We start from the raw sequence: 22,909 nt of genomic DNA on the forward strand, positions 1-22,909 counted from the left end.
GCGTCACTGTTCTCGGATGTCGTCTTTCGTCAGCCCTAGCTGTGCAACGAAGCCGGTCATCTGAAAATCCAGCTCCACCCCACACGGGAGCGGCACCTGCCGCACGTGCTCGTCGTCGATGACGTACAGGTGATTCCCGAGCTGGTAGGCGGCAAGCTGCCCGCCTTCGTGGCACTCGACCTCGGCGCCGTTGGGGTTATGCCAGCGAGTCGCATGGCAAAGACCGTTGCACTGTGCGAAAAGCAGACCCAGGTCCTGCGAGGGAGCAATCTCAGCCGGCAGTACGAGTCGGACTTGCGTGACGCCTCGGCAAAGGCGGTACGGGGGCGTACGCGTGCGCTCGAGTGTTCCTGACTCGTAGTACCGATGCCCCTTCGGGAGCACCTCGTGAACGAAGGTAGCCGGGACCTTGCGATGCGTCACCGTGCTCGCGCGGCAATGCTCCGAGGGGCGGTCGTCAAGATAGGCATTCGCGAGCGGCGTGAGGTCGCGCTTGGGAATTTTGGTCTCGAGCGTGGCGCACGCATCCGGTGGCATGGGCGTGACGTGCCAGCTATCCCTCCCGTCGCCGCGCCCCAACTCTTTGCCGTCTTCCTTGATCACGAGCACACGTCCCCCCTCGATTCGATACTCGATCCTACGCGGCTCGGCTCTGCGGCCAAGGCAGACGAAGCGCAGATACGAAGGTGACGCTTCCTCCGTGGAGCAGAGGTCCCTCGTCGAGAAAACAGCGGCAAAATAAGGTTCAGACAGGCCGAACGCGATGGCTGTGCGAGGAGCAGGGGCATCGGACAGACCACTCGGAAACGAATGGCGAGCGACGAGCGATGGCCGTTCGACAGCGAGCGGCGGATCTCCGACGTGCCACCTGTGTCTGAACGAACCATCAACATACGCCTCGACCACAACAGGGGTACACGCCGCCCTTCCCGCCTCCCCCTCAGATGCATCCTCTCCTGCATCACCCATGTTCTCTGGCGGTCCCCCCTCCCCTATCGCCCCCGCGCCGACGTCTCCGCCCCCCCGCACCGTCATCCCCCCACACCCCGCCTGCGCGCGCAGCACGCCGAACGCTGCGGCCGCCAGCATCCCGCCGAGCAACGCCGCCCCGACCAGCCGCGCGCCCCTCCGCGCCCCTCGCCCTGCCGGGTCCGCTGCATCCGGAGGATCCTCCGACCGATGAGGCAACCTGCTTGACATCTCCCCCAGGATACCCACTCCCCCGGGCCCCGCCCTAAAACTTTTCCTCCCGGAAGCCCCTCCCAAGTCCCTCCCGAGGAAACCTCTTCCCCGTCCCCCTCCCCTCCCCGAGCCCCACCTGGAAAACTTTTCCTACCGAAGCCCCCTCCCACACCCCGAACCACGCAACCTTTTCCTCGCCTCCTTCACTTTCTGAACCTTTTTGCATAACCGTTCCCTCCCGCCCCTCCCTCCCCGAAGCCCCCGTGCAAACCCTTTCCTCTTCTTGTACAGTCCCCCACCTTCCATCCCTCGATCACCCACGGAAAGGCCCCCTATGGCAGACCCCATCGACCCGAAGAATGCTTACGAGAAGCACCTCCCCGCGGCGCAAGCCCTCCAAGCCGACGCAATTCTGCCCTTCCGCCTCGACCTCGACCTCGCGCTCGCGAACCTCACGACCTGCATGAGGTTCGTCTCCGCGCACGAGCACGACATCCCCGTTCACCTACCCAAAATCGACCTCACCGCGCTCCTCGCCCTCCCCGAGCTCGCGGTCGCCACCAAGTTCGCCGCGCTCCGCGCCGAGCAGGAGGCGCCCAGCGAATCGGTCCTCCTGGGAAAGCTCTCCGCTGCCGCGCGGCTACGCGCGCAGCTCCTCTCGTCCGCCAGGGCCCTCGCCGAGCAGGGCCTGATCCCCGAGGCCGAGGTCGACGTCATCGTCGCCGGCCGCGGCGCGCGCGATCGCGCCGAGGATTGTATCTCGCTCGCCGATCTCTTCCGAAAACACGCGCCCGCCATCGCCGGCAAACACCCCGTCAGCCCGGCCCAGATCGACGAGGCCGCGGAGATCGGCGCCTTCCTGGTCACCCACCTCCGCCCCACGAATGCGCCGAAGGCTGCCCCCGCCGCCCCCACCCCCGCCGTGGACATCCGCAATCGATTGGCCACCCTGCTCGTCCGCGAGCACGCCCTCCTCCAGGCCGTCGCCCATTACTTTCATCCCGACGACTGGGAAGAGCTCGCGCCCCCGCTCGGCGCGCGCTCCGTCAAGCGGCAGAAGCCCGCGGAGCCTTGATCACGAGGGCGCGCCGCTCCTCCCGGCGCTCCATCGCGACCGCAATCAAGAGCCCATACACCACCGTCTCCTTCACCTCGTCGAGCTCGCTCTCCCACGCGGACATGGCGAGCCCCAGGACCACCGTGCACACGCCCACGAGCCCCGCCGCGAGCGTCTGATCCCGCGTCGGTATCAGGTCACCGAACGCGGTTCGCCATGCGCCGAGCCACCCCGAAGACGACCGTTTCGGGGCAAAATGCGCGAAAAACCCCGCCCCGAACAGCGCCAGCAGCGGAAGCGCAAAGAGGTGGTACGACAGGCCCCGCCCGAAATTGTGCAGATTGGTCCGCCCGATCGCGCGCCGGAGCGGATCGGACACGGCCGTGATCCCGAGGACCTCCCCCCAGTTGAGCTCCTCGCCGAGCACGAACGTCAATAAACACGCAATCGCGACAGCCGAACCGCGCCCCTTCGCCGCGCGAAAGGCCGCGACGACCCAGGCGCCGATCCCCGCGACGAGCAGCATGTGCTGCACGTGCTCCAGCGGCCCCTCCTTGGCGGAGAAATCACGCGTGAAGGCCGGCGCGACGAACGTCATCACCATGAAAAACAGATAAGTGATGCCGACGATCCATGTCACGGGGCGCACGACCGTATGGGACCCGGCCGCTCGTGTCAACGATCCGCCACGTGAACGAGCCCCCCACCCGCGCTTCCACCCGTGGTACACATCGCCCCGCCGAACGGCCGCTCCGATGAACCCCGCCGCTCCGTCACGCCCGCCGCGCTCGCATCTCGCGGCCCTCGCCGCGATCGCCGCCCTCTTCCTCGCGCTCGCCTGGCCGGGCGCCGGATCACGCGGCGTGGTCGCCGAGGAAATCCAGCCTTACCTCGAACGATACCATTACGTCCTCGAGCTCGGCCCCGACCGTCGCCCGAGGCCCCTGCCGCCCTTCGAGCCCGGCGCGCCGTCCCGGCCTCGCTGGGTCTCGACATTTCAATGGCCCGTCGTCGCCTACGACGGCGAGAGCCGCGTCTGGCCCGTGTTCATCCGGGGACACCAGACCGCGCTCGGAAACTATTTCGGAATCCTGCTCGGTCCGCTGCTCGGCGGCGGAATCGCCGGCATGCAGAGGTCGAGCGTACTTCTGTCGCTGCCCCTCGTCCTCCTCGCGTACGTCATCGCGCGCCGATCGTCTTCGTTCCAGAAAGGCGCCTCGGCCGTCACGCTGCTCGCGCCCGCGCTCGTCGCGCTCTCGTTCGGGATCCTCTTTTTCGCGCGCACGGGATACGCCTTCGAGAGCGCGAGCCGGGTGGCGATGCTCGGCGCGATCACGCTCGCCGCGTCGCGCGCGCCGCTCTCCCGCGGCCGCGCCGTCGCGATCGGGCTCGTCGCCGCGCTCGCCGTGCTCTGCCGCGCCACCATTGCGGTCACGCTCGCGCCCGTCTTGCTCGCCCTCTTCGCGCGCCCCGAGCGCCGAGGCGCGTGGCGACGCGCCGCGCTCGTCCCCGCGCTCATGGCGGCCGTACCCCTCCTCGTCGTGGCGCTCCTGTCGCAACTCGCGCCTTTCCGGCCGGGGACGGAGCCGCTCGCGGATTTTCGCGTCGGGCGCATCCTCTCGCATCTCACCGAGATACCGGCGTGCCTGCTCGTACAAATCGCGTGGCTCGGGGACGCATTGTCGATCCTGGGCCCGCTCCGCACGGGCGCGCCCTTGCCGCTGTCGATCACGAAAGGCGTCTTGCTCGGCCTCGCCCCGCTCGTCATCGCCCTCGTGCGGCTGCGGCGCGGAACGGCGGGGGACGGGGAGCGCATGCTGCTCGCGGGGCTCCTGGGGAATGCCGTGCTCGGCGCATTGCTGTACGGCGATCCCATGCAATTTCAGCTCGCGATGGCGCTCGAGCCGCTGCTCGCCGTCGCCGTCGCCGAGCAGATCGCGTCCGTGTCTCTCCGGCGGATCGTCCCGCTCGTCGCCCTCGCGCTCGTGTGGCGCGCGCAGAGCATGGTGATTGGCCTCTGGCAAGACACGCGCGTCTCGAATCCGATGTTCAGCGGTCACGCCCAGCGCGCGGTGGTCACGAAGCTCGAATCGCTCGGCGCGAAGGGCCCCGATCTCGTGACGACCACATACAACCAGGCGGGCGTGATCGAGGCGTGGACGAACGGCGCGATCGCCCCCGTGCACGCGTGGCCGGTCTTGATGTTGAATCGCATCGTTCAGGACAGGACCACGGCCGAGCGGCTCGGCGACGTGCTCTCGCAATACAGGCCCCGATGGGTGCTGCTCACCGAGGGGAACAACCTGTACGAGGGGTCGTTCGCCGACAACGAGGAGATCGCCGCGGCGCTGCGGACGGCCGCCGAGAAGCAAGGCGCGCGGATCGATGCGCAATGGTCGTTCCCCACGGAGTCCGGCGCGCCCGGCTACCGGCTCGTGTCGCTAGCCTATCCGCGCGAATGAGCGCGGGGGCCGGGCGTCCTCGAAAAACGCTCGATCGCCGCGGCGATGGCGCGCGTGTCGAGGTGGAAGATGAGATCGGACTCCTGGTAGGGGCTGATCGCGCAGCCCGGACCACGCGTGGGGTGCGGCATTTCGAGGAACGCCCGGACGAACCCGATCTCGCGTCCGTTCGGGTAGACGGCCTCCTTCGAGACGAGGTGGCACGGCACGACGACGCCGTCGGGCAGGACGGTGCCGAAATAACGGCCCGCGTGACAATCTCCACAATCGCCAAAGGCGGGCCCGCGGCCGAGGCGCTCGAGGAACCCCGGCGAGGCCGCGACGGGCAAGCCTCGCGCCCGGGCCCGCCCGAGGTCGCGCGCGAGCGCGGCGAGCACGTCGGGCGAGAGCGCGGAATCGAGGCCCCGCGCATGCTCGAAGCAATCCGCGTACGCCGGCTGGAAATACGCCCAGAACCCGTGGTTCTCGGCGAGCGCGAGCACGTCGTCGACGACGGAGAGGTTTTGCCGCGAGAGCACGGTGATCGTGGCGACCGCGACGCCACGGCTCCGCGCGAGATCGATCGCGCCGAGGACCCGCTTGTAGGAGCCACGCTTCCTGCGGACGAGGTCGTGCCGATCCTCCGGCCCGTCGATGGAGACGACCATCATGTCGAGCGTGGACGCGAGGGCGTCGATGTGCCGGCCGACGAGCCAACCATTCGTGTTGAGCGACGTGAAGAGGCCACGCGATTTCGCGTGCCCGACGATCGCGAGCGCATCCGGCCGGAGGAGCACCTCGCCGCCGGAGAAGCTCGCCCGCGCCATGCCCGCCCCGGCGAGCTCGTCGATGGCGGCGCAAAACTCGTCCTTCGACATCTCGGCGCCGGCCGCCGCGGGGATGTCGCAATAATCGCACTGGAAGTTGCATCGGTGCGTCAGGATGAACGTCACCGAATAGGGGAGCCTCCTCCGCGTGGCGAGCGCGAACCCGAGCCGGGCCGACCGCTCGATCATCGGGAGGGCTCTTCGGACGGCGCGCGTGATCATGTCGTTTGTCCGAGCCAATAAAGGATCGCGCCGCCCACGGCGGCCACGCCCCGATGCCGTTTTCGTGCCGTCGCGGGATCACCGCGCCAAAGCGCCGCCGCCGCGCCCACCGCGAGCACGAGGCCGGCCACGCGGGCGAGGAGAGGCGTCGGCGCGACGGCGCGCACGGCCACGGCGAAGGGCACGGCCACGGCCGCGGCCGCGATGCGCGCGCGCTCGGGCCCGAGCCATCGAGCCGTCGTGACCGCGCCGCCCGCCGCGTCCTCCGCCGCATCGGCGATCTCGTGCAAGAGCTGGTTCTGGACGAGCAGCCCCACGAACGTCGCCGCGAGCAGCCCGTATGCGGGCGGCTCCTCGCCTTCGATGAGGCAAAGGCCGAGGAGCGGCGCGAAGATCGCCGTGTTGGCGACGAGCCCGAGCACGGGGAGGTCCTTGAGCCGCGGCGGCGCGCTGTAGAGCGTCCCCGCCGCGAGGGACACGAGCGTCCGCAGGCAAGCACGCGCGCCGAGCGGCGCGCTCGCGCCGAGCGCGAGCGCAAATGAAGCGCCGAGCGCGGCGATCATGAGAGGCGGCAAGGGCGCGTCGCCCGTGAGGGGGTTTTTCTCGGCCGAAGCGTCACTCGCGCGATCGTGGACCGCGTTGAGGCCGTAGGCATACGCGAGCGAAAAGGAGGCGGCCGCGAGGCCGAGCGCGCCGCGGGCGAGGCCGCGCTTCGAGCCGAGCGCCGCGCGTGGCAGGCCGGCGAGGGGCAACACCACGAAATGGGCCCACTGCGGGGCGCGGAGCGCGGAGAGCGCGCGGAGGAGCTCTCCGAGCCCGTCTGCCTTTGCGTGGGTTTCCATCGCGCGGCGCAGGAGTATACACGGAACGCGGCCCTGGCACATCACCTCCGCCCATCGTACCCTCCGGCCCCATGCGTACCCTCCCGGCTCTCGCCCTCGCGGGCCTCTGCTTGCTCCTCGCCCCGCGCGCGCTCGCGGACGGCGATCCCGCGCGCGGCAAGCAGCTCCTTTTCGAGCGCGGATGCGCGGCCTGCCATTCCTTCGACGGCTCCGCGCGCCCCGGGCCGACCTATCTCGGCCTCGTCGGCAAGACGCGCAAGGTCACGACGCAGGAAAAACCCCGCGAGATCGTGGCGGACGAGGCCTACATCCGCCGCAGCATCCTCGAGCCGAACCACGACGTCGTCGAGGGATACATGCCCGGCGCGATGCCCGGGCTCGCGATGCGCGAAGGGGACGTCGATCACCTCGTCGCCGCGATCGTCGAGATCGGCGGCGCCCCGAAGCCGGAGCCTGCGAAGGGCGGAAAGGACGGGAGCCTCCGCGTGCTCGCGGCCGCGACGTTGTCTTTCGTGCTCGGCCACATTGGCCTGTCGAGCCTGACCCTCCGCCGCCCGCTCATCCAGAGGCTCAGCGAGAAGGGTTTTCAGGGTCTCTATTCGATCCTCGTCCTCGCGGCGTTCGTCTGGATGATCTTCGCGTATCGCGCGGCGCCCTACGAGGAGCTCTGGCGTGCCCCGGCGTGGACCCGCTGGATCCCGGTCGTCGTCATGCCGATCGCGTTTTTCTTCATGGTCTGCGGGTATTCCACAAAAAACCCGACCCAGATGATGCAGGAAAAGGCGGTGGGCGCGGAGCCGCGGGGGATCGTGCGGATCACGCGCCACCCGGCGTTGTGGTCATTCGCGCTCTGGGGGCTCGGCCATATCCCGCCGAACGGGGACGTGGCGTCGGTCTGCCTCTTCGGCGGAATCGCGTCCCTGGCGATCGCGGGGATGCTGCACATCGACAGCCGCCGCAAGATCGCGCTCGGCAACGCGTGGGAGCCGTTCGCCGCGAAGACCTCGCTCGTGCCGTTCGCCCGCGGCGGCGTGGGCAAGGCGTTCGCCGAGATCGGTATCGTGCGGGTCGTCGTGGCGATTCTGCTTTACGTCGGCATGCTGCACGGGCACCGAATGGTGATCGGCGTCTCGGCGATGCCGTAATCAGCCGTCTCTTGCTCGATCGACGAGGGCGCAGAGCTCTTCTTCCACCGCCGCGATCTGCGCCATCGCCGCGGGCTCTTTCCCGACCTGCGCGAGCGGCCCCGCCTTCGCGGCCCATCGCTTCCCTGCCTCGCTCGCCATCCACAGCGCCGTCGGAAGCTGCTTTCCGAAGACCCGCACGTCGTCTTCGCGCTCGGCGTCGGGCCCCACGATCACCCGCACGCACGTCGTCGGGAACATGCCGCCCCGCGTGTTCTCCGCTCGCTTCAGGACCTCGCGGACCTTTTCGAGAGGCGAGGTGCCGGCGGCCCATGCCTCGGCCGTCTCCAAGATCGTGGCGTTGAATGGATCGATCTGCTTCGCGTGCGGGAGCTGTCGCCGCGCACAGGCGCACATGGCGCGGACCAGGAGCTTTTGATCGTCCTTGCCGAGGAGCGAAACGAGCTTTTCTTCGAGGCGCACGCGGCAAAGCTACACGATGCCGGCTTTGCCGCGCAACGTCGTCATGACGGACCAATACGCACGCAGAGGGCCGTGGCGTCGTCCTGCTCGTCGGCGGCGTCCGCCATCAGCAGCGCCGAAAGCCGCTGGAGAGTCAGGTTGCGGGCCCCGTCGAGGACGAGGTGCACGTTGTCCTCGTAAAGGCCGTGGAGCCCGTCGGTGCTGAGCAAATAGGTGTCTCCGGCTCGGAGCGGCGGAAGCTTCTCTTCGTGCACGTGGACCTCGGGATCCCCGCCGAGGACCTGGTGGATGAGCGGGACGAGCGGCACGTCGAAATCGTCTCCTCCGAACGGGCCGCCTCCGCCGAGGGTCCGGTCGTCCTTCGTCACGCGCTCGGTTTTCCCCTCGCGAGAACGATAACAACGGCATTGCCCGATCCAGGCGATGCGCGCCTCCTCTGCGTCGACGAGGAGCGCGACGAACTGCGCGCCGATTCCGCGAAGCGAGGGTTCCGTGATGGGAAGCTGCATGATCGCCGCATTGGCTTTCATCGCGGCTTTCGTGAGGACTCGGTCGAGCGTCCCCTCGCGACGCGCGGCTGCCACCGTCTCCTCGAAGAGGGAGAGCGCAATCGCGGCCGCGCGCGCGCTGCCCATGGCGTCGATCACGACGAAGAGCCCGAGCTCCGGCGAGGCGAAAAACGCGTCCTGAAGCTCGTTTCTGTCGCGCCCCTTGCGCGTGGAGCCGTGCGACGCGAGCCTCTTCTCCGCCGGCTCAGACAGGATCCGCCGCCGCTGCCAGGCCCTCTCGGCCTCGCTCGCCTGCCGTGAGGACGCGCCCGCTGAGGAGCGATCCCCCGACTTCCACGTGGCCCGGAGGGCCATCGCCTCGACCGCCTTCACGCATTCCCGCATCACGTCGCACGCCGCCGCGAAGGCGCTCGGATAATACGTCATGCTCTCGGCGTAATGCTCGTCCTCGGCGAGGGCGAGGCCGCTGCCCGGATACCAGGCCGTGCCCAGCACGGCGGCGCCGAGCGCGATCGGCTTGCCGTGATAACACTCCTGGACGCCCCAGATCTGGGCCCGTTCCAGATCGTCGTCGTCCGCCTCGCCCGCGAGCCAGCTCCGCTTGACCTCGATCGGCGTGGGATCCGGCATGGAGTATTTCGCTGCCACGGAGAGGGGATCACACACGGAAAGAGCGTGCTCCGCGCAGTCGCACATCCATTCATGGAGGAGGTAGTCCGGCGCAGCGGCCATCCGGGCCACGAGCTCGGTGTCACGATCCGGCCAAAGCGCGTCCTCCGGAGATGTCATGGTGATTCATGGACCGGACCACGATTTCCGCGCGGCGTCTAGGCCTCCGTGAGCGGAATCCCACAGAGATTCGCGATGAGCGAGACGAGCCGCCCGAGGTCCACCGGTTTCGGCACGTGCCGCTGGAACCCCGCGGCGAACGCGCGCTGGCTGTCCTCGGTGCGCGCATACGCCGTGAGCGCGATGGCCGGGGTTCGCCCGCCAAACTCCGGCGGCAACGTGCGAATGCTGCGGATCAGCGCATAACCATCCATCCCCGGCAATCCGATGTCGCTCACGAGCACGTCGGGCCGGGAACGCGAAAGATCGTCGAGGGCCTCGTCGCTCGACGCGGCGAGCGACACGGTCGCGCCCCTCTCCTCGAGCACGCGCCGCAAGAGAGCGCGCGCGTCCTCCTCGTCGTCCACCACGAGCACCTTGAGCCCCGACAAACGCACCTGCTGCTCGTTCCCGGCTGCGGTCTCGTCCTCCGATGCGCGCGTGGCCGGCGTGCTCCGGATGGGCAGCTCCACGGTGAACGTCGAACCTCTTCCGATTCCGTCGCTCACCGCGGTGATCGCCCCGCCGTGCGCCTGGACCATTTGCTTGACGAGCGCGAGTCCGAGCCCGAGCCCGCCGTGCCGCCGCGCCGTGGACCCGTCCGCCTGCCGGAAGGCCTCGAAGATGTATGGCATGAACGAGGCATCGATGCCCTGCCCGGTATCCGTCACCCGGAGCAGGAGGTTCGAGCCCGAGAGACATGCGCTGAGCGCGACCTGCCCGTCCTTCGGCGTGAATTTGATTGCATTCGAAAGCAGGTTCCAGACGACCTGCTGGAGCCGCTCGGGATCACCGAGCGTGAAGCCGAGCGGACTGAGCGCAATCGTGAGCTTCACGCCGCGCGCCTCCGCGACGGGCCGGAGGGATTCGACGGCGGCCTGCGTGACCTCCACGAGGTTCGTCGGCACCACGTCGAGCCGGAACTTGCCGCTCACGATCCGCGAGATGTCGAGCACGTCGTCGATGATGCGCGCTTGCGCCCGCGCATTGCGCTCGATGACCGAGAGGGCCCGCTCGATCTGCGGCGGCGCCTTCTGCCGCGCGAGGACGGCCCAGCCGAGGATCGCATTGAGCGGCGTCCGGAGCTCGTGCGAGACCGTGGCGAGAAACTGGTCCTTCGCCTGGCTCGCGAGCTCCGCCTCGGCGCGCGCGGCGCGCTCGCGTTCGAGCAGCGCGGCGCGCTCGGCCTCGTGCGCCGCGCGCTGGAGATGCCTGGCCACGGCCCAGGCCGCGCGCTCGGCCATCGCCGCAAAGAGCCGCTTCTCCGCATCCGAGAAGCTCGACGCGCGGCTCGATCCGATGAGCGCGACCCCGACGACCTCCCCGAAATGGAGGAGCGGCACGCCATAAAGGGCGCGCGTGCTCCCCGATTTGAGGCAACCGCAATCCGGGAAGGCCTGCGTGCCCTCCATCTCGACCGGCTGTTTGCTCGCGGCGATCGCCCCGCAGAGGCCTTCGCCGATCCGCACCGACATGCCCTCGTCCACCCCGTGCGGGCCCACCGCGGCGCGCACGCGGAGCTCCTCGCCCTCCCGAAGCAGCACGGTCGCCGCATCGGCGGCGTCGGCGGCGCCGAGGAAAATATCGAGCAGCTCGCGCAGGAGCACGCCGAGGTCGTCCGTGTCGAGCGCCGCCGTCGCGATGCGCTCGAAGGCCACGAGCCTGCGCACGGCCTCGTCGCGCTCCCGCGTCCGCAATTCGACCTGCGCTTTGCGGATCTCTTCTCTTTGCTGGAAGAGATCCACGAAGGCTTTCACGCGGGCGCGGAGCACCTCGACGTTGAACGGCTTCGTGATGTAGTCCGCCGCGCCGACCGCATAACCGCGCCGTGCGTAGGCCTCATCGCGATGGATGGCCGTCAAAAACAGGATGGGAACCTCGCGGCCGTGCTCGGTCGCGCGCATCCGGCGCGCGACCTCGAAGCCGTCCATGTCCGGCATCTGGACGTCGAGCAGCACGACGGCGAACGGCTCGCGACGCACGCATTCGAGTGCCTCGACCCCCGATCTCGCCTCCACGAGCCGCGCGCCGAGCGGCTTCAGCACCGCGGAGAGGGCGAGGAGGTTTGCCGGTGTATCGTCGACGAGCAGGACACTCGCCAGCGGCGTGCGTTGTTCCGCGTTCATGACTTCCTGGGGGGACATCGGTTTCAATCGAGTTGGCTCGGACCGACGTGCTTCTTGAAGCGCCAGTCGTGAATCACGGCGAGCAGCCGCTCCGGATCGACCGGCTTGGTCACGTAATCGGAGGCTCCGGCCGCAAGCGCCTTCTCCCGATCACCCTTCATCGCCTTCGCGGTGAGCGAGATGATGGGGAGCGATTGGAACTGGATGATGTCGCGGATGGCGCGGGTCGCGGTGAGCCCGTCCATCTCCGGCATCATCGTGTCCATGAGCACGAGGTCGACGTCGGGGTGCACCTGGAGCAATTCGAGCGCGATGCGCCCGTTCTCCGCGTGGAGCACCTCGATCTTCCGCGCCTCGAGCACCGTCCGCAGGGCGAACAGGTTGCGGTTGTCGTCGTCGACGAGCAGCACCTTCATCCCGCTGAAATCGGCATCCGGCGGGGGCCGGGGGACGTGTTTGTCCGCGGACGGCGGCGCGGCGCTCGATTCGTCGCGGTCCGGCGCCTCCGGTCCGACGTACGTCGCCGGCAGGTACAGCGTGAAGGTGCTGCCCCGGTTCGGCGCGCTGACGACGTCGATCGTGCCGCCGAGCAGACGGGCGATCTCACGGCTGATCGTGAGCCCGAGGCCCGTGCCGCCGTATTTGCGGCTCGTGGTCCCGTCCGCCTGCTGGAACGCCTCGAAGATGAGCTTTTGCTTCTCCGGCGGAATGCCGATCCCCGTGTCCTGCGCGGCGAAGCTGATCATCGTCTCGCCCCGATCCCCCGGCGCCACGGCGATCGTCATGGATACGCCGCCCTCGCTCGTGAACTTGAACGCGTTCGAGAGGAGGTTCTTCAAGATCTGCTGGAGCCGATTGACGTCGGTGTAAAGCGTCTCCGGCAGCCGGGCATCCATGCGTACCTCGAACGACAGCGACTTCTGATCGGCGACATGTCGGAACGTCTGCTCCAGGTAATCGCGGACGTCCGCGAGGTGGAACGTCCTCGGATCGATCGGCATCTTGCCCGCCTCGACCTTCGAGAGGTCGAGGATCTCGTTGATCAGCGCCAGGAGATCGTTGCCCGACGTGTACACTGTCTGCGCGAAGCGGACCTGTTCGGCCGTGAGATTGCCGTGCTGGTTGTCCGCCAACATCTTCGACAGGATCAGCAGGCTGTTCAGCGGCGTCCGGAGCTCGTGCGACATGTTCGCGAGGAACTCGGACTTGTACTTCGAGATGAGCTGGAGCTGCTCCGCCTTCTCCTCCAGGCTCAGGCTCGCGAGCTCCACCTCGTTGTTCTTGATTTCGAGGAGCTTCGCCTTTTCGTTGAGCTCCGCCGCCTGCGCTTCGAGCTCCGCGTTCGACTTCTTGAGCTGCTGCAAGAGCTCCTCCGTCCGCATGCTGGAGGAGATCATGTTGAGGATGACGCCGATGCTATCCATCAACTGGTCGAGGAACGCGAGGTGGTTCGCGATGAACGGCCTGAACGAGGCGAGCTCGATGACCGCCTTCGTCTCGCCCTCGAAGAGCACCGGCAAGACGACGACGCTCCGCGGCGGCGCCTCCCCCATGCCCGTCGCAATGTAAATGAACCCGTCGGGCACGTCGTGGAGCATGATGCGCTTCTTCTCGAACGCGCATTGCCCGATCAGGCTCTCCCCCAATCGATACGAATTCGACAGGTTCTTGCGGCCGCCGAAGCCATAGCTCGCGATGAGGTGCAGGACGGAATCGCCGCTCTGGTCGCTCTCCATCATGTAAAACGCGCCGTGCTGGGCGTCCACGAGCGGGGTGAGCTCGGACATGATGAGCCGGGCGACCGAGACGATGCTGCGCTGGCCCTGCATCATGCTGGAGAACTTGGCGAGGTTCGTCTTCAGCCAGTCCTGTTCCTGATTCTTGTGCGTCGTGTCCTTGAGGTTGCCGATCATCTGATTGATGTTGTCTTTCAGCGCGGCAACCTCGCCTTGCGCCTCGACCGTGATGTACCGGGTCAGATCGCCCTGCGCGACGGCGGTGGACACCTCGCCGATCGCGCGGACCTGCGCCGTCAGATTGCCGGCGAGCTGATTGACGTTATCGGTCAGATCGCGCCACGTGCCGGCCGCACCTGGCACCTTCGCCTGGCCGCCGAGCTTGCCTTCGATACCGACCTCGCGCGCCACCGTGGTCACCTGATCGGCGAAGATGCGCAGCGTGTCGGTCATGTTGTTGATCGTCTCGGCGAGCGCGGCGACCTCGCCCTTTGCTTCGAGGACGAACTTCTGGCTCAAATCGCCGTTCGCGACCGCGGTCACGACCTTCACGATTCCGCGCACCTGCTTCGTCAGGTTCGAGGCCATGATGTTGACGTTGTCGGTCAGGTCCTTCCAGACGCCGGAAACGCCGGGGACCTTGGCCTCCGCGCCGAGTTTGCCCTCGATGCCGACCTCGCGCGCCACCGTGGTCACCTGATCGGCGAACGTGCGCAGCGTGTCGGTCATGTTGTTGATCGTCTCGGCGAGCGCGGCGACCTCGCCTTTTGCTTCGAGCACGAACTTCTGGCTCAGATCGCCGTTCGCGACCGCGGTCACGACCTTCACGATTCCGCGCACCTGCTTCGTCAGATTCGCGGCCATGACGTTGACGTTGTCGGTCAGGTCCTTCCAGACGCCGGAGACGCCTTTCACGTCGGCCTGTCCGCCGAGCTTTCCTTCGGTGCCGACCTCCTTCGCGACGCGGGTCACCTCCGCGGCGAACGAATTGAGCTGGTCGACCATCTTGTTGATGACGTCCTTGATCTGGAGGATCTCGCCTTTGACGTCGACCGTGATCTTCTGCGTCAAATCGCCATTGGCGATGGCCGTCGCGACCTTGGACACGTCGCGGAGCTGGACCGTGAGGTTCGACGCCATGGCATTGACGTTGTCGGTCAGGTCCTTCCAGGTGCCATAAACACCTTTGACGTCGGCCTGTCCGCCGAGCTTTCCTTCGGTGCCGACCTCCTTCGCGACGCGAGTCACCTCCGCGGCGAACGAATTCAGCGTGTCGACCATCGTATTGATGGTGCTCTTGAGCTCCAGGATCTCGCCGCGCGCGTCGACCGTGATCTTCTGCGAGAGGTCGCCTTTCGCGACGGCCGTCGTGACCTTCGCGATGTTACGGACCTGCGTGGTGAGATTCGCCGCGAGGACGTTGACGTTGTCGGTGAGATCTTTCCACGTGCCGGAGACGCCTTTGACGTCGGCCTGGCCGCCGAGCTTTCCTTCGGTGCCGACCTCCTTCGCGACGCGCGTCACTTCCGCGGCAAACGAGCGGAGCTGACCGACCATGACGTTGATCGTGTTCTTCAGCTCCAGGATCTCGCCGCGCGCGTCGACCGTGATCTTCTGCGAGAGATCACCACGCGCGACGGCGGTCGTCACGTTCGCGATGTTGCGCACCTGCACGGTGAGGTTCGCCGCGAGGACGTTGACGTTGTCGGTGAGGTCTTTCCACGTGCCGGAAATGCCCTTCACTTCGGCCTGGCCGCCGAGTTTGCCCTCGGTGCCGACCTCCTTCGCGACGCGCGTCACTTCCGCGGCGAACGAATTGAGCTGATCGACCATGACGTTGATCGTGTTCTTCAGCTCCAGGATCTCGCCGCGCGCATCGACCGTGATCTTCTGCGAAAGATCGCCCTTGGCGACCGCGGTCGTGACATTCGCGATGTTGCGAACCTGCGTGGTGAGGTTCGCCGCGAGGACGTTGACGTTGTCGGTGAGGTCCTTCCACGTGCCCGACACGCCCTTCACATTGGCCTGACCGCCGAGTTTGCCCTCGGTGCCGACCTCCTTCGCGACGCGCGTCACCTCCGCGGCGAAGGAGTTCAGCTGATCGACCATCTTGTTGATGACGTCCTTGATCTGGAGGATCTCGCCCTTGACGTCGACGGTGATCTTCTGCGTCAAATCGCCATTGGCAATGGCCGTGGCGACCTTCGACACGTCACGGAGCTGCACCGTCAAATTGGCGGCGAGGCCATTGACGTTGTCCGTCAGGTCTTTCCACGTGCCGGAGACGCCGCGCACCTCGGCCTGGCCGCCGAGCTTGCCTTCGTTGCCGACCTCCTTCGCGACGCGCGTGACTTCCGCCGCGAACGACGAGAGCTGGTCGACCATGACGTTGATCGTGTTCTTCAGCTCGAGGATCTCGCCGCGCGCGTCAACCGTGATCTTCTGCGAGAGGTCACCCTTGGCGACCGCGGTCGTCACCTTCGCGATGTTACGCACCTGGGCCGTCAAATTGGCGGCGAGACCATTGACGTTGTCCGTCAGGTCTTTCCAGGTGCCGGAGACGCCTTGCACCTCGGCCTGGCCGCCGAGCTTGCCTTCGTTGCCGACCTCCTTCGCGACGCGCGTGACTTCCGCGGCAAACGAGCGGAGCGTGTCGACCATCGTGTTGATGGTGTTCTTGAGCTCGTAGATCTCGCCCCGCGCGTCGACCGTGATCTTCTGCGAAAGGTCGCCATTGGCGACCGCGGTCGTCACCTTCGCGATGCTGCGGACCTGGGCCGTCAAATTGGCGGCGAGGCCATTGACGTTGTCGGTCAGATCCTTCCACGTGCCGGAGACGCCTTTGACGTCCGCCTGCCCGCCGAGCTTTCCTTCGGTGCCGACTTCCTTCGCGACGCGCGTGACTTCCGCCGCGAACGACGAGAGCTGATCGACCATGACGTTGATCGTGTTCTTCAGCTCCAGGATCTCGCCGCGCGCGTCGACCGTGATCTTCTGCGAGAGGTCGCCCTTGGCGACGGCGGTCGTCACCTTCGCGATGTTACGGACCTGCGCGGTCAGGTTCGCCGCGAGGCCATTGACGTTGTCGGTCAGGTCCTTCCACGTGCCCGAGACGCCCTTGACGTCCGCCTGGCCGCCGAGCTTGCCTTCGTTGCCGACTTCCTTCGCGACGCGGGTGACCTCGGCGGCGAACGAGTTCAGCTGATCGACCATCGAGTTGACGGTGGTGCCGATACGAAGGAATTCGCCGCGCACCGGGCGACCGTCGATTTCGAGGACCATCTTCTGCGAGAGGTCGCCGCGGGCGACGGCGGTGATGACGCGCGCGACCTCGTTCGTCGGGGCCACGAGGTCGGAGATGAGCTGATTGACGGACGCCATGCAGCTCGCCCACGACCCCTTCGCGGGACCGACGGAGGCGCGCTCGTGCATCTTGCCTTCCTGACCGACGACCTTGCCCACGCGAACGAGCTCGCTCGTCATGTGCTCGTTCAGGCCGATGATGTCGTTCAGGAGCTCGCCCGTGCGGCTCAGAATCCCGTCCTTCTGGTATTCGAAGCGGACGGTGAAATCGCCTTGCTTGACGGCCTTCAGCACCTCCTGGAGGTGCTCGACCTCGGCGCGGTTGTCGTCCGAGAGGCGCTCCCACTCCGCAATGGCCGAGGCGGCTCCGCGGCTCCGGGCGCTCCTGCCGAGGTTCCTCGCGCCGTTCTTCGCCGTGCTCTTCCCATGGAGATGGCCATCGATTCCGTTCGGGGTCTTGTGCGTGCCATTCGCACGCACGGTCCGGCTCTGCTTGGAGACGACCACTTCTTTTGCGCTCATTCCTCGTTCCCCAGGGACGTCCGCGGTCCGCTGAACGGCCACTTCCTGGATGAGCGGTCCTCACCCAGCGTGGTCGAGGAGCAGACTTAGCTTTGTTCGGGGCGGCACGCTTGCATCATCCTGCATGAGGCCGGCACGTCCCTTGAAATTCGAGAATGCACGGCCCCGCCCGCCTCGCAATGCTGTCGTCGCCCGGTTGCGCCGTGTTCGCGCCGGTGGTACGCCGCACGGGGAGAGACATTGGCCGAGGAGCGCCGATTACCCGACGAGGTCGCGCGGTTCATCGCCGACCACATCACTTCCGTGGAGCAACTGGAGATCCTGTTTCTCCTGCGCGGCGCCCCGGACGATGAGTGGAGCCCCCGCGCGGTATGCGAAGCCCTGCGCACGAGCGAGCAATCGGCGAGCCGCCGCCTGGCCGATCTCGAGGCGAGCGGCCTCCTCACCTCGCGCCTCGCCTCCAAGCAACGCGTGTACCGGTATGCCCCGGCTTCGCCGTCGCTCGACGACGACGTCGCTCGTCTGGCCTCGGCTTACGCGGAGCTTCGGTACAAGGTGCTCGAGAGCATCTTTTCGAACCCGATCTCCAATCTGCAGGTATATGCCGAGGGATTTCGGTTCAGAAAGGATCGGGATGGCTGAGACCGTTTATTCGCTGTGCCTGCTGGCCAGCCTGGTCTGCGCGGCGCTTCTCCTCAAGAATTACAGGTACACGCGCCTGCGCCTCATCCTGTGGACGGGCCTCAGTTTTTCCGCGATGGCCCTGAACAACCTGCTGCTCCTCACGGACCTCTTGATCGGTCCGCTCGCCGATCTCTCCATTCCGCGCGTGGTGACCGCGGTCATTGCTGCAGGGCTCCTTCTTTACGGAATGATCACGGAGGTCACGTGATCCAGCTGCTCTCGGGCGTGTTCGTGGGAATGGCCCTGGCCATCTCCCTGTTTTTCTTTCGATTCTGGCGGAAGAGCCGCGAGCGGCTGTTCGCGCTGCTCGCGCTGGTCTTCGCCCTCCTCTCGGTCGAGCGCAGCGTCCTCGCGTTCGTCCCGGCCAGCTACGAGAGCCGTCACTGGATCTTTCTCGTCCGGCTGCTGGCGTTCGCGCTCCTCATCGCGGGCATCGTCGACAAGAATCGGCGCCAGCCGCACCGCGGCGCCGGTCGCGCGCGTTGACTCACTTCGTGCAGGAGAAAATTTCGGCGTGGGGGCGGCGGAGGTATTCGCTCCAGTAATCGGCCCCGAGCGCGGCGACGCCCTCCGGGGCGACCTCGGGCGGGTGCCAGACGATATTGCGGAAGCCGGCCTCGCGCAGGACGGCCTCGTAGGTGGCGCGTTTCCAGTGATAGGCCGAGAGCGTGAACGGAGCCTCCGGCACCAGGCTCTTCACCGTCGCGACGTCGCCCTCCTCGCCGCGCGACGCCGCTTCGAAGCCATATTTCCGATAATACGACGTGTCCCGCAGCTCGATGTCGGGGCTCATGCAGATGGACACGAGGCGGCCGCCCGGCGCGAGCGACGCGTGGAGGCTCGTGCACATGTCGCGCAAGACGTCCTGCGACGGCGCGTAATGCAGGAGGTAGGTCGCGGCGACGACGTCGAAGGTGCCGAGGCCGCGGGCGTTTTCCGCGCCCTGCACGTGGTATTCGATGCCGAGCGGCTGCGATCCTTCGAGGTGGCGGGCATAATCGACCATGCCCTCGGAGTTGTCGATGCCCACGACGCGGGCCGCGCCGCGCTGCTTGAACCGACGGCTGTAGAGCCCCGTGCCACAGGCGACGTCGAGCACCGAGCGGCCCGTGATGTCGCCGAGCGCCTGGAAAAACGTGTGCTCCTCGTAAAACTTCCGGAGCGGCATCTCGGCCGTCAGGTTCGTGACCGCCGCGAGCGTATCGTACTGGCTGCCCATCTGGTTCCTCCCTTTCAAAGTTCGATCAGCGCCTGCGCTGCGACCAGGGGAATCGACGGCCGCGCGCTCGCCATGCCGGAGAAGCGCACGGCCGCGGGGTGCGGCACCCGCGCGAGCGTGTCGAGCTCGGTGGGACGCACCGATTGATACAAGAGCTCCACCGTCACGCGCCGGACCGCGGCGCCGCCCTCGATTGCGTACGTGACGCGGTCGAAGCCGGGCTGGAAGGTGCCGTCGCCCGCGACGCCCACGGGCCCGATCCAGTCGATCCACGGATCCGCGCTCGACCAGCCCAGGGGCAGGAGTCGATTGTCCTTGACAAACCCCACGGAGGCGAGCGGCCGATGCGTGGGGGCTCCGGTCGCGTCCTTGGCGATGGCCTCGTAGACCTGCACGTCGGATTCCTTGGTGACGACGTCGTGGTGCGGCAGGACCGAATCCGAGCGATCGAGTCGCGCCCCTTTGCGATCCACGAGCGCGCCTGTGGCGTCGAACGCGCCCGATTCGAAGAGCACCTCGCCGCCCGCGCCCTCGGCGCGCAGATGAATCCACGCGCGCCGGCTCGGATATCCGGTGGGAAACTTGTGCCCCGCGTGGTTCTCCACCTGCACCTCGACGGCGAGCGCGCTGCCCTGCATCGACGCCGAGAGAATCTTGACGACCGCTCCCTCGGCGACGTGCGCCTCGGCCCGCGCCGCCGATTGCTCGAGCTCCTCCGGCGCCACGCCCGCGCCCGTCCATTCGACGTTGTCCGCCAGGATCCGCAGCATGTAGGCATTGCCTCCGCTGAACCGATGCTGGCCGTACGGCGTGCGCGCGCCGAGTCCCTCGGGGAATTTGGCAATGGGCGAGGAGATGTCGACCTTCGCCCCGTCCTGCGTGGGCAAATGGCAGGTCGCGCAAGGAACCCCCGCCGCGAACGTGGAGTTTTTCCACTCGAGGTAGGGTGCCTGCTCCAGGAAATCGCCCACGCGCTGGTCACCTTTCATGATGGGCACGAGCACGGTGTGGCACGTCGCGCAGACCTCGCTCTTCGTGATGTGCGCGGAGGCCGTGGGCGTGTAATTCACGATGAGCTGCATCGGGTCGACCTTGGGCACGAGGTGCGGGCCATAGATTTCCCGCTCGTATCCGATGACGAACCCGCCGCCGAAGCTCTGCGTTTTTCCGAGCCCGTCGTCGGCGATCTGGTGGCAGAGCGTGCAGGTCACGCCGTCGCGGGCGAGGTGCGCCTCTTTGCCGTCGCCCGCGACGAGGGCGTCGAACGTCAAATGCCCGCCCGCCTGCGCTTGCTCCTCGGACCCCGCCGGCGCATGGCAACGCGTGCACGTCTTCTCGACGAACGCCTCGCGGCCCGAATGCGCGACGAGCTCCTCGCCGAAGACCGCGAGATAATAGGGATCACGCGCCGCGAATCCCATCATCGAGCTCCGCCACAGATACACCGGCGAAATGTCGTTCCCGGCGGCATCGTGCATGACCGTGGTCTCCGGGCCGGCGAAATGGCATTGCCCGCACTGGCTGCTCGTCGCAAAGCGGTCGGTGGTCGTGAGGTGGACGGGCGGGAGCGGATCGAGCGGCGGGGGGAGCTCGACCTCGGGCTCGGGCTCGGGTCCGGGCGTGGTGCCGCCGGGCGGCGTCTCCCCGCAGGAAAACCCGAGGGGCAAAAGGAGCAGCAAGATGCCTGCGCGAAGCGCGTATCGGGTGTTCGTCGCGTTCATGGCAGATCCCTCCGATCGGTGGGCGCGGACGACATCAAACCAGAGCCCCGCGCGAGAGGCGATGACATTGTGCAGGCCGCGTGCGAGGATGATGACGCAACGCAACGGAAGCGATGAGGATGGGCGCGCGGGACGGGATGGCCGTGCTCTTGCGGCCGGGGATCACCGGGTTCGGCGGGGCGAACGGGCCGCGCCCCGACGCGGCGGCCTTCCGGGCGTCCTGCCACGCGGCGCTTCGCGGGCTGCGCGGCGGCGGTCGGATCCTCGCGTTCGACGCCCCGAGCGCCGGGCGAAACCACCACAGCGCGTTGCTCGAGCTCGGGCACGCGGGGCTCCCGGCGCATGTCCTCGTGCTGCTCAACGAAGCCTACCCGATCCTCGCATTCGCGCGCGCGAGCGAGGACGGGCCCGGAAATCTCCTGTACACGTTCCTCGACGCGCCCGCGCTCGCGGCCGGCTTTTACGGCGCATACGAGATCGCGTCCGCGGAGGACCTCGAAGCCCCGTTCGACGGCAAGACGTGCGAGCGGCGCGGCCTGCTCCTCTGGGACGAGCTCACGCAGGCGTCGTACTGGAATCCCGCGCGGGTCGGCCACGTGGTGTTCAACCACTGGGATTGAAGGGCCCTAGCATTCCGGGACGATGTCCACGCCGCCGAAGAACTCGTCCACGAGGATCTTCCAGGCGCGGCCATTCTCCTCGGGCCCGCATTTGAACGCCGGTTTGGTGAGTTTTTCGCCGCGGAGCACGGCGCGCGTCTCGCGGTAGTACCGGGCGGCGAGGTCGGCGCCGTACTCGTTCACGGCGTCGCCGTTGTTCGGCTGGAAGGCGTAATACGTGCCGCCGCGGACCATCGTGGGCATGGGCGCGTAGGGCGCGAGGCACGAGGCCTTCGTGCTGCATTTCTGGAGAATGGCGTCGTGGATCGATCCGAGCTTCTTGCGCGACCATTGCTCGGGACCGGAGAGCCGCGCGGCGTCGTTCAGGTGAAAAATCTCGTGAAACAGGGTCTCCCGCACGGCCTCCGCGGAGCCGTGCAGCGAGCCCGAGACGTTGTACCCGATGCTCCAGCCGCTCGCGTAGGCCGACGGGGTCGTGCGGCCGACGGAGCGGAAGAACTTCCAGGCAATGGGGCGATGTCGATAGTGGACGCCCGCCTTCGCGCGGGCGGCGACGGCGTCGAAGAAAGCGTCGAAATCGGCGCTCGCGTCGGCGACCCAGCCGAGATGTTTTTCGTGGCGGCCGACGGGCAGCTCCGGGACGATACGAATCGAGCCGCGGAAGCCGCCCTCCATCACGTAAGGCTCCTCGACGCCGACGACGCTTCCGGTCTTTTCGTGGAGCGAGAGCACGGTGGCCCGCGCGGAGGCGTGCCCTTCGTAGCGTTTTCCGAGCAGGCAACGGATTCGCGCCCGCGGGTCGGTGTCGGCGCAGGCGGCGGCGGCGGACGCCTCGCCCGGGAAGAGCAGCGTAACGGCTTCGTCCGCCGAAATGGCCGGGGGCGCAGGAACGCTCGCGAGGGCGGGCGCAGGCGCGGGGGCGGAGACGGGGGCGGAGACGGGGGCGGATGCGGGAACGGCAGCGGATGCGGAGGCGGATGCCGGCGCCTGCTCCGACGGCACGGCCGGCGTCGAACAAGCAGCAAGCAAAAGCGGCGCGACGAAACGAGGTTTGGCCAGGCGTATCATTGTTCCATCGCTGGAGGTGCAGGACCGAGGGGCGGTCAGATTCTTGCCAGGAGCATACTGCGAGTCCTTGCTTCTGGACAGGCGTGGTAGGGTGTGAGCCGGCGTCCGTGCCCCGGACGCAGCTTGGAGGAAGATATGCTTCGTTTTGGCTTGGTTCGTGCTGGTGGGATCGTGGTGGCGGCCGCGGCGCTCGCGCTCGCGGCGTGTGATGGATCGGTCAAGGGAGGCGGAGGCGGCGGGTCGGGCGGATCCGGCGCGCAAGGCGGCAGCGGCGGCGTCGGCGGGTCCGGCGGCGTCGGCGGGACGGGCGGCATCGGCGGGACGGGCGGCGTCGGCGGAGGCGAGGGCGGCACCGGTGGCACCGGCGGCGGCGGGCAAGGCGGCGCGGGCGGCGG

At 67.6% G+C, this 22,909-nt stretch carries 18 protein-coding genes and 1 pseudogene; 8 read left to right on the top strand and 11 right to left on the bottom strand.

Going from position 1 to position 22,909, the window contains the following annotated elements; genetic code table 11:
* Nucleotides 1-3 precede the first annotated feature (3 nt).
* Nucleotides 4-603 carry a hypothetical protein gene (locus QHF83_RS37440; RefSeq protein WP_282422846.1) on the bottom strand — a complete coding sequence of 200 codons (600 nt, stop codon included), beginning with the start codon at nucleotides 601-603 and terminating at the stop codon, nucleotides 4-6.
* A gap of 913 nt (nucleotides 604-1,516) precedes the next feature.
* Here QHF83_RS37440 and QHF83_RS37445 point away from each other — a divergent pair.
* On the top strand, nucleotides 1,517-2,257 hold the full coding sequence (locus QHF83_RS37445) for a hypothetical protein (RefSeq protein ID WP_282422847.1): 741 nt from the start codon (nucleotides 1,517-1,519) through the stop codon (nucleotides 2,255-2,257).
* Here the strand turns inward: QHF83_RS37445 and QHF83_RS37450 are convergent.
* Nucleotides 2,229-2,879, bottom strand: a complete 651-nt coding sequence (locus QHF83_RS37450) for a hypothetical protein (protein ID WP_282422848.1) — start codon at nucleotides 2,877-2,879, stop codon at nucleotides 2,229-2,231. The two genes, QHF83_RS37445 and QHF83_RS37450, sit on opposite strands and share 29 nt — an antisense overlap.
* 115 nt (nucleotides 2,880-2,994) lie before the next feature.
* On the opposite strand from QHF83_RS37450, the gene QHF83_RS37455 reads away from it, so the two are divergent.
* Nucleotides 2,995-4,701, top strand: coding sequence for a hypothetical protein (locus QHF83_RS37455; RefSeq protein WP_282422849.1), 1,707 nt, complete (start codon nucleotides 2,995-2,997; stop codon nucleotides 4,699-4,701).
* Here QHF83_RS37455 and QHF83_RS37460 read toward each other — a convergent pair.
* Both QHF83_RS37460 and QHF83_RS37465 read right to left on the bottom strand, forming a co-directional pair.
* Entirely contained in the window at nucleotides 4,686-5,696 is a 1,011-nt protein-coding gene (locus tag QHF83_RS37460; protein ID WP_282422850.1) for a radical SAM protein, read from the bottom strand. The two genes, QHF83_RS37455 and QHF83_RS37460, sit on opposite strands and share 16 nt — an antisense overlap.
* 29 nt (nucleotides 5,697-5,725) lie before the next feature.
* Nucleotides 5,726-6,571 carry a UbiA family prenyltransferase gene (locus tag QHF83_RS37465; RefSeq protein ID WP_282422851.1) on the bottom strand — a complete coding sequence of 282 codons (846 nt, stop codon included), beginning with the start codon at nucleotides 6,569-6,571 and terminating at the stop codon, nucleotides 5,726-5,728.
* 71 nt (nucleotides 6,572-6,642) lie between these two features.
* On the opposite strand from QHF83_RS37465, the gene QHF83_RS37470 reads away from it, so the two are divergent.
* The gene (locus tag QHF83_RS37470; protein WP_282422852.1) at nucleotides 6,643-7,716 is read left to right on the top strand and encodes an NnrU family protein; all 1,074 of its coding nucleotides are present in this window, start codon (nucleotides 6,643-6,645) and stop codon (nucleotides 7,714-7,716) included.
* Here QHF83_RS37470 and QHF83_RS37475 read toward each other — a convergent pair whose 3' ends face one another.
* The 4 genes from QHF83_RS37475 to QHF83_RS37490 are packed head-to-tail and all read right to left on the bottom strand — an operon-like array spanning nucleotide 7,717 to nucleotide 17,202.
* A complete protein-coding gene (locus QHF83_RS37475; RefSeq protein ID WP_282422853.1) occupies nucleotides 7,717-8,178 on the bottom strand; it encodes a hypothetical protein in 462 nt (153 codons plus the stop codon).
* A gap of 41 nt (nucleotides 8,179-8,219) precedes the next feature.
* Nucleotides 8,220-9,476: a hypothetical protein gene (locus QHF83_RS37480; RefSeq protein WP_282422854.1), complete on the bottom strand. Its 1,257-nt coding sequence runs from the start codon at nucleotides 9,474-9,476 to the stop codon at nucleotides 8,220-8,222.
* Between the two features lie 38 nt (nucleotides 9,477-9,514).
* Nucleotides 9,515-11,641, bottom strand: coding sequence for a response regulator (locus tag QHF83_RS37485; RefSeq protein WP_282422855.1), 2,127 nt, complete (start codon nucleotides 11,639-11,641; stop codon nucleotides 9,515-9,517).
* A 23-nt stretch (nucleotides 11,642-11,664) separates the two neighbouring features.
* Entirely contained in the window at nucleotides 11,665-17,202 is a 5,538-nt protein-coding gene (locus tag QHF83_RS37490; RefSeq protein WP_282422856.1) for a HAMP domain-containing protein, read from the bottom strand.
* A 240-nt stretch (nucleotides 17,203-17,442) separates the two neighbouring features.
* On the opposite strand from QHF83_RS37490, the gene QHF83_RS37495 reads away from it, so the two are divergent.
* From QHF83_RS37495 to QHF83_RS37505, 3 genes are read left to right on the top strand one after another with little or no spacing between them, the layout of a single operon-like run.
* On the top strand, nucleotides 17,443-17,844 hold the full coding sequence (locus tag QHF83_RS37495) for a winged helix-turn-helix domain-containing protein (protein ID WP_282422857.1): 402 nt from the start codon (nucleotides 17,443-17,445) through the stop codon (nucleotides 17,842-17,844).
* Nucleotides 17,837-18,094, top strand: coding sequence for a DUF5985 family protein (locus tag QHF83_RS37500; RefSeq protein WP_282422858.1), 258 nt, complete (start codon nucleotides 17,837-17,839; stop codon nucleotides 18,092-18,094). Before QHF83_RS37495 ends, QHF83_RS37500 begins: the two co-directional genes overlap by 8 nt.
* On the top strand, nucleotides 18,091-18,372 hold the full coding sequence (locus tag QHF83_RS37505) for a DUF5985 family protein (RefSeq protein ID WP_282422859.1): 282 nt from the start codon (nucleotides 18,091-18,093) through the stop codon (nucleotides 18,370-18,372). The genes QHF83_RS37500 and QHF83_RS37505 overlap by 4 nt, the downstream gene beginning before the upstream one ends.
* A 1-nt stretch (nucleotide 18,373) precedes the next feature.
* On the opposite strand, the gene QHF83_RS37510 is transcribed toward QHF83_RS37505, so the two are convergent.
* A complete protein-coding gene (locus tag QHF83_RS37510; RefSeq protein WP_282422860.1) occupies nucleotides 18,374-19,105 on the bottom strand; it encodes a class I SAM-dependent methyltransferase in 732 nt (243 codons plus the stop codon).
* A 14-nt stretch (nucleotides 19,106-19,119) separates the two neighbouring features.
* Nucleotides 19,120-20,826, bottom strand: a complete 1,707-nt coding sequence (locus QHF83_RS37515) for a hypothetical protein (RefSeq protein ID WP_282422861.1) — start codon at nucleotides 20,824-20,826, stop codon at nucleotides 19,120-19,122.
* A 119-nt stretch (nucleotides 20,827-20,945) separates the two neighbouring features.
* Between QHF83_RS37515 and QHF83_RS37520 the strand changes: the two genes are divergently transcribed.
* Nucleotides 20,946-21,446: a hypothetical protein gene (locus tag QHF83_RS37520; RefSeq protein ID WP_282422862.1), complete on the top strand. Its 501-nt coding sequence runs from the start codon at nucleotides 20,946-20,948 to the stop codon at nucleotides 21,444-21,446.
* A gap of 6 nt (nucleotides 21,447-21,452) precedes the next feature.
* On the opposite strand, the gene QHF83_RS37525 is transcribed toward QHF83_RS37520, so the two are convergent.
* Nucleotides 21,453-22,514 carry a hypothetical protein gene (locus QHF83_RS37525; protein WP_282422863.1) on the bottom strand — a complete coding sequence of 354 codons (1,062 nt, stop codon included), beginning with the start codon at nucleotides 22,512-22,514 and terminating at the stop codon, nucleotides 21,453-21,455.
* A gap of 135 nt (nucleotides 22,515-22,649) precedes the next feature.
* Here QHF83_RS37525 and QHF83_RS37530 point away from each other — a divergent pair.
* A pseudogene (locus QHF83_RS37530) lies at nucleotides 22,650-22,909 on the top strand (hypothetical protein); the annotation flags it as partial.

The organism is Polyangium sp. 15x6 (assembly GCF_029960785.1).
Lineage (GTDB): Bacteria > Myxococcota_A > Polyangia > Polyangiales > Polyangiaceae > Polyangium.